A 12,443-nucleotide genomic window follows, 5' to 3' on the forward strand; every position below is an offset into this window, starting at 1 on the left:
GGCTGTGCGGAAGCCGCCCGCTTGCATCGCTGGTACGAGCTGTCAATCGAGACGCTTCTGCATGACGAGTTCGCTGGTCGAACCGTCCGCAACCGCTGCTACGAGGCCGAACCCGAGTTGGTCGTACAGCGCGATGGCTGTTCGGTTGCCTGGCAGCACGGACAGGCGCAGTGTGGTGGCGTGTCGGCTGCGTGCCCATGTCTCGATGGCGGCGACAATCATTGGGGCGACGCCCTGCCCGCGTGCCGGTGGGCTCACCCATAGCGACCTCAGTTCGACGACGCTTCCCTCGGCCGGGACACCGCTGGCCATGCCGACCGGTTGGTGATCGATGAGAACGGCCACGTTGTGGGTGGTGGGGTCTTCGAAACGGATGCGCCATCGCTGTTCTGCGCCGTTGTGCCAGTCGGCCAAGGACGACTTGAAGGCATGTGGTGCCTCGGCCAGTGCGGCCAGTCGCAGCCGCCGCCACAGCGGCCAGTCCGCATCCGTCAGTTCTCGAATGGTCGGCGTCACTTCCCGGGTCCGGTTGCTAGCCGACCGGGCCCTTGGCCAGTTGGACTCGGGCGGATTGGGGTTGGCCGGTGGTGTCGGTCCATTTCAGGGTGATGGTGTCGCCCGGGTGGTGTTGGTCCATGGTGGTGGTGAGGTCGGTGGCGGAGGTTATCTGGTGGTCGTCGAGGGCGGTGATCACGTCGCGGGCCTCGAGACCCAGTTGGTCGGCGGGGCCGCCTTGGACCACGCCGCGGATTTGGGCGCCGGTGGAGGTGGAGGCGACCGAGACGCCGATGAAGGCGGTGTCGCCGATGTGGATGCGGTCGGTGGGCTGGCCGGATTGGATCTGCTTGGCCACGGTCAGGGCCTTGTTGATGGGGATGGCGAAGCCCTGGCCGCCGCCGATGCTGAAGCGGAAGCCCTTGGAGGCGGCGGTGTCCATGCCGATCACCTGGCCGGACGAATTGGCCAGGGGGCCACCGGAATCGCCGGGTTCGATATTGGCGGCCACCTGGATGAGGCCGGTGAGTTGTTCGGAGCTGCCGGTGGCGTCGTCGCTGGCGGTGATGGAGCGGTTGAGGGCGGTCACCTTGCCCGCGGCGGCGGTGGGGGTGCCGCGGCCGCCCGCATTGCCGACGCCGACCACCTGGTCGCCGACGCCGACCTTGTCGGAGTCACCGAGGGGTGCCGTCTGGAGACCGGAGGCGCCGACCAGTTTGATGACGGCCATGTCCTCGCTGCGGTCGAAGCCGAGCACGGTGGCGTCGTAGGTCTGGCCGTTGCCCAGGTCGGTGACCGAGATCTTGGTCGCGCCCTCGACGACGTGATTGTTGGTGAGCACGATGCCGTCGGAACTGAGCACGATGCCGGTGCCCGCGCCCTCGCCGTTCTGCAACCCGAGCACGGTATTGACGTCCACGATCCCGGGCACCACCGCCTGCGCGGCACTGTCGAGATCGGCTGGGGGAGTGTTGAAGTCGACGGGCTGGCTCTGCGTCACCCCACCCGGCGACTGCGCCACCGGATTGCCCGGCACCAGTGTGCTCGGTCCGCACGCTACGAGCCCCAAGGTCGCGGCCAACGCCACCACGGCGGCGGCCGCCGCACGAATGGTCCGCGAGCGCGCCGCACCCCCGGCAGAGTGGTCCGGCGACTGTCGTTGCAGATTCATGACGCCCCTCATAGGTCGAGCCCCCGGTTCTCTCCCATTAAGCATGCGGTTTCTGAGAGCCGCCTGGGGAGTTACCGTGCGAACGCCCACGTACCGCACAGGGTCGGCTCCGAACCCCTATCGTCCCGGGTCCGTGGCATTCGTGACGTTGCGCACGCACGCGGCGGCCGCGATGTGAACAGAGACGTATATGAGAGCGCCGGAAGGGGTGCGAGGGTGGTTTCGGTGGAATGGCACGATCGTGGCATGGCGTTGATGCGAACCGGCCGAGTCGTGCTGCTGGCCACGACCTTGGCGATGACCGCGGCTGCGTGCACCAGCGTGGTGGACGGCAAGCCCACCCCGAGCGCACCGTTGGGGCTGGACAGCTTCTACCACCAGACCCTGAACTGGGGCAGCTGCACCGATTACGTTCAGAGCGATGACGATTCGCTGCCCAAGGGCTCCGAGTGCACCCGTGTGACGGTGCCGGTCGACTACGCGAATCCCGGCGGCGCCACCGCCAAGATCGCCATCTCGCGAATCAAGGCCACCGGCAAGAAGATCGGGTCGCTGCTGCTCAATCCGGGCGGTCCGGGCGTGACCGGCCTGAACATGGTCTCCATCGGCGACAAGACCGACCTGGCCGAGCGCTTCGACCGGATCGGTTTCGACCCGCGCGGCATCGGCGCCTCCCAGCCGAGCATCCAGTGCATGACCGCCGCCGAGAACGACGCCCAGCGTGCCGAACCCAACAAGGACAACTCGCCCGCGGGCATCGCCGCCATCGAGGCCGAGAACAAGGACTTCGCCAACAAGTGCGTCGAGCGCACCGGCAAGGAGTTCCTCGCCCACGTCGGGACCCGGGAGGTCGTGCAGGACATGGATGTCATCCGCGGCGCGCTGGGTGACTCGAAGCTGACCTACCTGGGCTACTCCTACGGCACCCGCATCGGCTACACCTACGCCGAGAAGTTCCCCGACCGCGTGCGCGCGCTCGTGCTCGACGGCGCCCTCAAGCCGGATCAGGATCAGCTCAAGGAGTCCCTGGCCCAGGCCGCCAGCTTCCAGAACGCCTTCGACAACTACGCGGCCGACTGCGCGGCCAAGGAGAAGACCAACTGCCCGCTCGGCGACGACCCGAAGCAGGCCACCAAGAAGTTCCGCGCCCTGGTGGATCCGCTGTGGGACAAGCCCGTTCCCACCCAGGACCCGCGCGGCCTGCACTACGGCGACGCCATCACCGGCGTCCAGCAGACCCTCTACTCGGTGCGACTGTGGCCCGCCCTCACCAAGGGCCTGCGCGAACTGGCCCAGGGCAGCGGCGACACCCTGCTGGCGCTGGCCGACATGTACGACGGCCGCCACGACGACGGCACCTACGACAACAGCTCCGACGCCTTCACTGCCATTCGCTGCGTGGACGATCCGCCGATCACCGACCGCGCCGTGGCCGCCAAGCAGGACGCCGACTACCGCCGCGTCGCCCCGTTCCTGGACGACGGCCACAGCGGCAATGCCGCCCCGCTCGAGGGCTGCGCCTTCTGGCCGGTCCCCAATACGGGCACCCCGCACAAGCTCTCCATCCCGGGCCTGCCCAAGGTCGTGGTGATCTCTACGACCGACGATCCGGCCACCCCGTACCAGGCCGGTGTGGACCTGGCCCAGCAGCTGGGCGCGAGCCTGATCACCTTCAAGGGCACCCAGCACACCGTGTCCCTGCAGGGCAAGGCCTGCGTCGATGATCCGGTGGTCTCGTATCTGGTCGACCTGAAGGAGCCCGCCGCAGGCCTCACCTGCTGAGTTCCCTGGAAAGTTCGCGGCGCGTCTCGTTCTGGACTGAGTGGAGCGGGGGAGCGAAGCGGAGGAGCGGAGGGAGGGAAGAACGAGACTTCCAGCGCCGCGAACCCGCCCGGAGCGAAGCGGAGGGCAAATTAGACACAGCCTCGCCGCGCCTGCTGACGTTTATGTAACACGGATTTAACTCCCGGCCCCTACAGTCGCGAACATGGACCGTCAGAAGGAATTCGTCCTCCGCACGCTCGAAGAGCGGGATATCCGATTCGTGCGACTGTGGTTCACCGATGTCCTGGGTTATCTCAAGTCTGTCGCGATCGCGCCCGCCGAGCTGGAGGGCGCGTTCGAGGAGGGCATCGGTTTCGACGGTTCGGCCATCGAGGGGTTTGCCCGGGTCTCCGAAGCGGACATGGTGGCCAAGCCGGACCCGTCCACCTTCCAGGTGCTGCCGTGGTCCACGTCGAAGGGGCATCAGCACTCCGCGCGCATGTTCTGCGATATCGCCATGCCGGACGGTTCGCCGTCCTGGGCGGATCCGCGCCACGTGCTGCGGCGGCAGCTGAACAAGGCCGCTGATCTGGGCTTCAGCTGCTACGTGCACCCCGAGATCGAGTTCTTCCTGCTGAAGCCGGGTCCGCACGACGGCTCCCAGCCCATCCCCGCCGACAATGGTGGCTTCTTCGACCAGGCCGTGCACGACGAGGCCCCCAACTTCCGCCGTCACGCCATCGACTCGCTCGAATCCATGGGCATCTCCGTGGAATTCAGCCACCACGAGGGCGCACCCGGCCAGCAGGAGATCGACCTGCGCTACGCGGACGCGCTGTCCATGGCCGACAATGTCATGACCTTCCGCTACCTGATCAAGGACGTGGCCATCGACGAGGGCGTGCGGGCGTCGTTCATGCCCAAGCCGTTCGCCGATCACCCGGGCTCGGCCATGCACACCCACATGTCGCTGTTCGAGGGCGAGCAGAACGCCTTCGCCGACCCCGACGATCCGATCAACCTGTCGGAGACCGCGCGCGCCTTCATCGCGGGCATCCTCGAGCACGCGCACGAGATCTCCGCGGTCACCAACCAGTGGGTGAACTCCTACAAGCGCCTGGTCCACGGCGGCGAGGCCCCCACGGCCGCCTCCTGGGGCCGCTCGAATCGCTCTGCGCTGGTGCGCGTCCCGATGTACACCCCGAACAAGGCCGCCTCGCGGCGGGTCGAGATCCGCAGCCCCGACAGCGCCTGCAACCCGTACCTGGCGTTCGCGGTGCTGCTCGCGGCCGGTCTGCGCGGCATCGAGAAGGGCTACACCCTGCCGCCGGAGGCCGAGGACGACGTCTGGTCGCTGACCACCGCCGAGCGTCGCGCCATGGGCTTCCGCGAACTGCCCGCGTCCCTGGACGAGGCGCTGAAGAACATGGAGAAGTCCGAACTGGTCGCCGAGACCCTCGGTGAGCACGTCTTCGACTTCTTCCTCCGCAACAAGCGCCGCGAGTGGGCGGGCTACCGCAACCAGGTGACCCCCTACGAGCTCAAGGAATACCTCGGGCTGTGACATTTTGCCCTCCGCTTCGCTCCGGGCGGGTTCGCGGCCCTGTTACCTCGGCCTTCCCTCCTCCGCTCCTCCGCTTCGCTCCCCCGCTCCGTCAGTCCAGGCCGAGGCGGGCCGCGAACATTGGGTGGATCGGCCAGCAGGGGTGAGGTGATCGTCCGGGTGCATTCGTGAGTCGAACCGGCGGCGAGCGGGCAACGATGTCCCGTTTGGGAGGGATGGGCGGCATGTCGGTTCGACGTGACATGTAATTTGAAGGAATGGTTCGGCCACCGACTGCTCGTTCCGCTGTGCCCGGTGTAGGAAGGCCCGCTGTGCCCGGTGTCGGAAGGCTGGGGTTGCTCGAGCCTTCGGCCGCCGGCTCGCTGCGAGAGGTGGCCTGGGACAACGTGGACAGCGTTCCCCTGCTCTGGGCGCTGTCGCGTTCACCCGACGCCGATCTGGCGCTGCTGACGCTCATCCGGTTGCGGGAGCAACTCGGGAGCGACTGGGCCGCACTGGATTACGAGCTGCGCAAGAGCTCCTCGCTGCGTGGGCGGCTGCTCGCGCTGATCGGGTCGTCGAGTGCGTTCGCCGATCATCTGGTGGCCGATCCGCAGGCTTGGCAGCTGCTGAAGCAGCCGAAGCTGCCCTCGCGCGCCGAGGTGCTGGCGGATCTGCTGGAGGTCGTCAAGGGCGAACCGGAGACCGGGGCCCATGCCGGACCCCTGCTGTATCGCGCGGGCGTGTCCGGGCCGGAGGCGATCGCCCTGCTGCGCAAGCGGTATCGCGATCAGCTCATGCTGCTGGCCGCCATCGACCTGGCCGCCACCGTCGAGAACGAACCCGTGCTGCCGTATCAGCAGTTGGGGCAGCATCTCACCGATCTGGCCGACGCGGCGCTCACCGCGGCACTGGCGGTCGCGGTGGCGCGGGTGTGCGTGGACCGCGAGGTGCCGGCGCGGCTGGCCGTCATCGCCATGGGCAAATGCGGTGCGCGGGAACTGAATTACGTCTCCGACGTGGATGTCATCTTCGTCGCCGAACCCGCCGGCACCACCGCCACCCGGCTGGCCGCCGAGATGATGAGCGTGGGCAGCGCGGCCTTCTTCGAGATCGACGCGGCGCTGCGGCCCGAGGGCAAGGCCGGGGCGCTGGTGCGCACCCTGGACTCGCACATCGCCTACTACAAGCGCTGGGCGCGGACCTGGGAATTCCAGGCGCTGCTCAAGATGCGGCCCGCCACCGGCGATCTGACGCTGGGCGGCGACTACCGCGACGCGCTCATGCCCATGGTGTGGGCGGCCTCCGAACGGCCCGACTTCGTGGCCGACGTGCAGGCCATGCGGCGGCGCGTCGAGGATCTGGTGCCCGCCGACATGCGCGAGCGCGAACTGAAGCTGGGGCACGGCAGCCTGCGCGACGTCGAATTCGCCGTGCAGCTGCTGCAATTGGTACACGGCAAGGCCGATGAGTCCCTGCACGTGCAGGGCACCGTGGAGTCGCTGACCGCACTGGCCGACGGTGGCTACGTGGGCCGCGACGACGCCGCCAACCTCACCGCCTCCTACGAATTCCTGCGCCTGCTCGAGCACCGCTTGCAGTTGCAGCGGCTCAAGCGCACCCACACCCTGCCCGCCCCCGAGGACGAGGAGGGCATGCGCTGGCTGGCCCGCGCCGCGCACATGCGGCCCGACGGCCGCCAGGACGCGGTCGGCGTGCTGACCAGCGAGATCAAACGAAACGCCATGCGGGTGCGGCGGTTACACGCCAAGCTGTTCTACCGGCCGCTGCTGGAATCGGTGGCGCGGCTGGACGCGGACAATCTGCGGCTCAGCCCCGAGGCGGCGGTGCGGCAGCTGGCCGCGCTCGGCTACGGCGCACCCGAGAACGCGCTCGGACACCTGAAGGCGCTCACCGGGGAGGTCGGGCGCAAGGGGCGGATCCAGGCGCTGCTGCTGCCGACCCTGCTCGAATGGCTCGGCGAGACACCGAATCCCGACGCCGGGCTGCTCGCCTACCGGCGGGTCTCGGAGGGCCTGGACAACGAGATCTGGTTCCTGCGCGAGCTCCGAGACGAAGGGGCCATCGCGCAGCGCCTGATGATCGTGCTCGGCTCCTCGGCCTACCTGCCGGACCTGCTGATCAACGCGCCCGAGACCATCCGCATGTACGCCGACGGGCCGGACGGGCCGCTGCTGCTGGCCACCCAGCCCGCCGATGTGGCGCGCGGAATCCTCTCCGGCGCAGGGCGTTACGACGATCCCAGGCGGGCCGTCGCGACCGCGCGCTCGCTGCGCAGGCACGAACTGGCGCGGGTGGCCTCGGCCGACGTGCTCGGCATGCTGGATGTGCCGCGGGTGTGCGAGGCGCTGTCCTCGGTGTGGATCGCCACTCTGGAAGCCGCGCTGCAGGCGGTGATCCGGGCCAGTGAGGCCGAGCTTCGCGGGCCCGCGCCCGCCGACTTCGCGGTCATCGGCATGGGACGGCTCGGCGGCATGGAACTCGGCTACGGCTCCGACGCCGACGTGCTCTTCGTGTGCGACCCCCGCCCCGGCGCGGATGAGACCTTCGCCGTGAAATGGGCCATCAGCGTCGCCGAACAGGTGCAGCGCCTGCTGGGCGCGCCGAGCACCGACCCGCCGCTGCAGGTCGATGCCGGATTGCGCCCCGAGGGCCGCAATGGCGCACTGGTCCGCACCCTCGCCGCCTACGCCGCCTACTACGAACAGTGGGCCCAGCCCTGGGAGGTGCAGGCCCTGCTGCGCGCCCACCAGGTGGCGGGCGACCGCGAACTCGGAATCCGCTTCCTGCGCACCGTCGATCCCATCCGCTACCCCGAGGGCGGCATGTCCGCGGAGGGCGTCCGCGAGATCCGCCGCATCAAGGCCCGCGTCGACTCCGAACGCCTCCCGCGCGGCGCCAACCCAGCCACCCACACCAAACTGGGCCGCGGCGGCCTCGCCGACATCGAATGGACCGTCCAACTCCTGCAACTCCTGCACGCCCACGAGGTCCCCGACCTCCACAACACCTCCACCCTCGAATCCCTCGACGCCATCGAACGCGCCGAACTCATCGACACCGCCGACGCCACCCTTCTGCGCGACGCCTGGCTGACCGCCACCAAGGCCCGCAACGCCTTGGTCCTGGTCCGAGGAAAACCCGCCGACCAACTCCCCGGCCCGGGCACCCTCCTCTCCGCCATAGCCCGAGTAGCAGGCTGGCCAACAGACGACGGCAGCGAATTCCTGGACCACTACATGCGCGTAACCCGCCGCGCAAAAACAGTGGTAGAGCGAGTCTTCGGCGGCGAATAGCACTCCGGACGGACAACTCGCCGCAGGCTGTTCCGCCCCACCGACCCGCGGCCGACGGCTGGATGTGCTTCCGAACATCCGCGGTGCGCGAAACCTCAGTTCACGACCGGTCCGCCTGGCGAAGTGACCGGTGGCGGGGTCGTGACCGGTGGCTGCGTCGTGACCGGTGGCTGCGTCGTGACCGGTGGCGGCGGGGTCGTCGGTTCGGTGACCCTCGAGGTCGGCGGGATTGGGGCGGTCGAGCCGGATGTGCGCGGGGTCGGCGGAACGACCGCAACCGATGTGGTCGGCCGTGGCGTCGTCGGCGGTCTGGTGCTGCGCGGTGCGGTCGACTCAGCCGGGGTGGTGACGAAAGTCGTTGTCGTGGCGGGCGAATGGACCGGTCCCACCGGCGAGGACGGTTCGGATGTCGGACCGGCCCCGATAGCGAGACGGATTGCGAAGACGGCGAGCGTGACGACGACGATCAGCGTTGCGGCGCCGAGGTCGGCGAGTGACACCCGACGGCGGAGCCGGGCACTTCCGGTCGAGACGGCTCGGTCGAGGGACAGGGGATATTGCGCCAGCTGCTGGCGCGTGCTCAGTTCGAGCTGCCCGCGGAGTTCGGGGTTCATCGCGACCACCACCGTCGCTCCGATCGCCGCCGCTCGAGTTCGGCGGCCGCCCGGGCGAGATCGCGGGTCACGTCGTCGGCGGTGCGGCCGACGATGACGGCGATATCGGCAACCGGCAGATTGGCGAACTCGCGCAACACCACTGCGATCCGGGTCGGCAAGGGCAGGGTCGCCAGTGGGGTTCCGGCCGCGTTCTGTCCGGCCCCGCGGCGGACCCAGGTGTCCCGGGCAGTCAGCAGATGCACGAACGAGCAGAGCACGTAGACGCGCAGCGCGGGATTGGGCGGCCCGCGCCACGCGGCGATGGCACGTGCGAAGGCCGCTTCCAGCATCGCGGTGGCCGCCTCCGGCTCGTCACACATGAGACCGGCGCACAGGTGCAGGTCGGACTTCTGTTCCTCGAAGACCCGGCGCAGCTCGTCCGTGCGCCTGCGCACCGCGGTGACGATCTTGATCGTGGCGGGGAAACCGAATTCGATCTGGTTCACCGCCGGAAGGACGACCGCGGCCAATATCAGCGCGGCAGCCATACCGAGCAATGCGGCGACGAACCTGCTCGGAGCGACGACCGCGCCGCCGAGAATTCCGACACCGGCGAGGAATTGGCCCGCGCGCGCGGGCGTGACCAGCTGCCGCCAGGACCGCGGCGGTACCTCACACATGTCGGCTCGGCCGTTCGAAGCTCAGGACATGGCGTATATCTTTGGTGCGCAACGATATCGGAGTCGTCATCTCGTGCGGTTGCGACCTCGACGTGTACGCGGCCGAGCACGCCATAGTGGTTCTCCTACTCTCACCCCGACCCCCGACCCCCGGCCGACAGGCCGCCGCCCGTCGCGGCATGCCTGTCAGCGCTACGGCGTTCGGCGGATCCTCAGGTCGTCGCCGGAAAGACGCCCAGTTGCTGGAGCAGGCCGAGCGTGTCCCAGCAGTTCCAGGACTCGACGACCTTGCCGCCCTGGAAGTGGCTGATGCTGATTCCTTGCGTGGTCACCGATTTGCCCGTCGCGGGCATGCCCATGAAGTCGCCGTCGTTGGTACCCGTCGCGGTCCAGCGGGTGACGACGGCGTCGGCCTCGGCGATCTGCGCGTCGACCCGCATCGCGCAATCGGGGAATGCGGCGAGGTACATCCGAATGAGGCGTTTCTGCGGCTCGGGCCCACGCTCGGCCGCATAGGGATTCTGCGGATCATGATCGACGGCGTCGGCGGCGATCACCGCATCGAGCGCATCGAAATCTCGGGTGTTCCACACATCGAAAATGCGTTTCGCGACTGCTTTTTCGAGTCTGACATGGCTACCTGTCCTATCGGCTCATCCGGCCCACTCGGACAGTGTGGAGCCTCCCGCCACCATCGCGCCTCAGCCGTTCATCCGATGACAGACCCGTCCGTACCGGATCAAACCATCGAGTCGCCGATCCCGAGATCGATTCGCCCGCCGCGAGGGCGGTCGACCACGAACGGGGGCGTAGAGATATGTCCGGTGACAGTCGATTTCGAGTATGGGCCTACTCGCGCTGGGCGGATGCGCATCGGACACCCTGATCGTATGTCTGATGGATTGCGTCTGGTGATCGATGTGCTCGACCGCTTGGGCCGCGCCGCCCTGCTGGTCGACGGGTACGGCCGGGTCCAGCACATGAACGCCGCCGCACACGAAATCGTGGATCGGAGCGACGGGTTGTCCACCGACCGCGGCGGGGTGCTGAGTGCCGTCACACCCCGCGATCGTGCTGTCCTGGCGGCGTCGATCGCAGGGATTCGCAATCCGGGCAGGCGCAGTATCGCGGTCGACAGCATGATGGTTGTCCGTCCGTCGAACGGACGGCACTATGTCCTGCATATCCTCCCGATCCACCGGAACGGCCGATCCTCGGCCCGGCCGCCGATCGTGCTCGTTACCGTCGTCGAACCGGACGACTCGGGCCGTTGCGCGTCCGTGGACACCTGGCGGACCCTCTACGGACTGACCCCGCGCGAAGCAGCTGTCGCCGAACAAGTGCAACGAGGTGAGGGACTCCAGACGGTCGCCGATACTCTGGCGGTAACCCTGTCCACGGTGCGAGCGCACCTGCAGCACGTATTCGAGAAGACGCACACGCACCGCCAAGCGGAACTCGCCCGCCTGCTCACAGTCGTCGAACCGATCTTCGATCGACCGCCGCCGACTCCGTGACAACCGCTGTCCATTCAATCGAGGCTGTGCTCGGGTGGGGTGAGGTCGTAACGGGCCGAGGGGAATTCGGCTCCGAGGGTGGGTGGGACGTGGGGGAGGGGACTGCCGAGGAGTTCGTCCTGGCGGTCGCGGATCAGCCAGGGCGGGCAGCGATGCGCGGAGTCCGGGTCGGTTCCGGCACGGCTGCCCGGGGTGAACAGGCCGGGTGGGATTGCGGACCCGGAGGATCCGGGGCCATCGGCCGGGGTGAGTGATCTTGGCTGAGTGGGAGTTCCGGGCTTCAGGGGTCCCGGGAAGCTGTGCCCGGGATCGGGAGTGGCCGGGGTTGCGTGTGGCCGTGCCGGGGCGGCCGGTTTGCCGGTTGGGGGCGGTGTGCGGCCGGTGGTGAGCGGGTTTTCGGGTGGGGCGATGGTCGCGGGTCTTGTGTCGAGATCGGATGAGTCGCGGCGGGAGCGGTCGTCGGTGTTCGGGCTGACGTAGCCCGGGCTCAGGGTGTCGCCTCGGGCACCGGTTCGCGAAATGTCCCGAGCATCGGCCGGATTGGTACCGGCCATCGAGGTGTCGGGAGATTGTGCCCCGGGCTCGTCGGTGCCATCGGAGCCGTCGCGAGCGTATGAGGCCGGTTCGATGAGTGGCGATGTGCCCGATGTGCCGGGGCCCGGTCCCGGTTCGGGTGCACCGGGGGTCGGTCCTGAATCCCGTGCGCCGCGCCAGTCCTCGCCCGCCGCCTCGTCCCCGGGCGCCATCACCGTGAAGAAGGCGGGGATGCCCGATCCCGCGGGTGGGTAGATCGGGGTGTAGTTGGCGTCCAGGGCGGCGAGGGCGATCTGGCGTTGTTTCTCGCGGACGTTCGGCGAGCCGTGAATCAGGGGCGGGGGCACGGTTTTTCGGACTGCCTCCGCACCGTAGGCGGCCGCGGTGAGGCGGTGGCCGGTGCTCTGGGCGATTTCGGCGATGTCGGTGGCGTCCCGGACGAATCGGCGGGCCGAGGCCGCGGCGGCGTCGGCGATATTGCCCGCCATGCCGTCGGCGAGCGTGCTCTGGACGGAGGCGTGCAGGACGGTCAGCGCGCCGAACATGCTGTCGGCGATGCTTATCCAGGTCTCGGCGACCCGATGCATATCGCCGGGGTTCATGGCTTGGACTCGTCGATGGATCTGCTCGTGGGAGAACCGGTCGAAATCCTCCAGCCGCCGGATGTAATCCGGGTCGGTTCCGCGCCCGGCGATATCCGTCTGCTCGTGCTCCGCACCCGACTGACTCATGGCGGCCCTGCGCCGCAAGGCTTCCGGATCCATCGCGTCCTCCCGTCGTCTTGTCCCGTGGAGACTTGGACGCGACGGGCCGGGCGCGGGTTCCC

9 protein-coding genes are annotated in these 12,443 nt (G+C 68.6%); 4 read left to right on the forward strand and 5 right to left on the reverse strand.

Going from position 1 to position 12,443, the window contains the following annotated elements; genetic code table 11:
- Window positions 1–42: 42 nt before the first annotated feature.
- Both NS2_RS14780 and NS2_RS14785 read right to left on the reverse strand, forming a co-directional pair.
- Window positions 43–516 carry a GNAT family N-acetyltransferase gene (locus NS2_RS14780; protein ID WP_197707904.1) on the reverse strand — a complete coding sequence of 158 codons (474 nt, stop codon included), beginning with the start codon at window positions 514–516 and terminating at the stop codon, window positions 43–45.
- Window positions 517–532: 16 nt separating this feature from the next.
- Window positions 533–1,666, reverse strand: a complete 1,134-nt coding sequence (locus NS2_RS14785; RefSeq protein ID WP_081985928.1) for a S1C family serine protease — start codon at window positions 1,664–1,666, stop codon at window positions 533–535.
- A 246-nt stretch (window positions 1,667–1,912) separates the two neighbouring features.
- On the opposite strand from NS2_RS14785, the gene NS2_RS14790 reads away from it, so the two are divergent.
- The 3 genes from NS2_RS14790 (at window position 1,913) to NS2_RS14800 (ending at window position 8,290) form a co-directional block, all read left to right on the forward strand.
- Complete coding sequence (locus tag NS2_RS14790; RefSeq protein WP_081985929.1) at window positions 1,913–3,448, forward strand: alpha/beta hydrolase; 1,536 nt, start codon at window positions 1,913–1,915, stop codon at window positions 3,446–3,448.
- 205 nt (window positions 3,449–3,653) lie between these two features.
- Window positions 3,654–4,994: a glutamine synthetase family protein gene (locus tag NS2_RS14795; protein WP_033088040.1), complete on the forward strand. Its 1,341-nt coding sequence runs from the start codon at window positions 3,654–3,656 to the stop codon at window positions 4,992–4,994.
- Between the two features lie 257 nt (window positions 4,995–5,251).
- On the forward strand, window positions 5,252–8,290 hold the full coding sequence (locus tag NS2_RS14800) for a bifunctional [glutamine synthetase] adenylyltransferase/[glutamine synthetase]-adenylyl-L-tyrosine phosphorylase (protein WP_036546584.1): 3,039 nt from the start codon (window positions 5,252–5,254) through the stop codon (window positions 8,288–8,290).
- A 610-nt stretch (window positions 8,291–8,900) separates the two neighbouring features.
- On the opposite strand, the gene NS2_RS14805 is transcribed toward NS2_RS14800, so the two are convergent.
- Both NS2_RS14805 and NS2_RS14810 read right to left on the reverse strand, forming a co-directional pair.
- Window positions 8,901–9,566 (reverse strand): RNA polymerase sigma factor sigma-70 region 4 domain-containing protein, encoded by a 666-nt coding sequence (locus tag NS2_RS14805; RefSeq protein WP_052086456.1) that lies wholly within the window; start codon window positions 9,564–9,566, stop codon window positions 8,901–8,903.
- A gap of 212 nt (window positions 9,567–9,778) precedes the next feature.
- The gene (locus tag NS2_RS14810) at window positions 9,779–10,168 is read right to left on the reverse strand and encodes an ester cyclase (RefSeq protein WP_036546581.1); all 390 of its coding nucleotides are present in this window, start codon (window positions 10,166–10,168) and stop codon (window positions 9,779–9,781) included.
- Window positions 10,169–10,456: 288 nt separating this feature from the next.
- Here NS2_RS14810 and NS2_RS36035 point away from each other — a divergent pair, with 288 nt between their 5' ends.
- Window positions 10,457–11,083, forward strand: coding sequence for a helix-turn-helix transcriptional regulator (locus NS2_RS36035; RefSeq protein ID WP_158543993.1), 627 nt, complete (start codon window positions 10,457–10,459; stop codon window positions 11,081–11,083).
- Between the two features lie 14 nt (window positions 11,084–11,097).
- Here NS2_RS36035 and NS2_RS14820 read toward each other — a convergent pair whose 3' ends face one another.
- Window positions 11,098–12,381: a hypothetical protein gene (locus NS2_RS14820; RefSeq protein ID WP_071343900.1), complete on the reverse strand. Its 1,284-nt coding sequence runs from the start codon at window positions 12,379–12,381 to the stop codon at window positions 11,098–11,100.
- Window positions 12,382–12,443: the final 62 nt, after the last annotated feature.

It is taken from the genome of Nocardia seriolae NBRC 15557, from assembly GCF_007990715.1.
Taxonomy (GTDB): Bacteria; Actinomycetota; Actinomycetes; order Mycobacteriales; family Mycobacteriaceae; genus Nocardia; species Nocardia seriolae.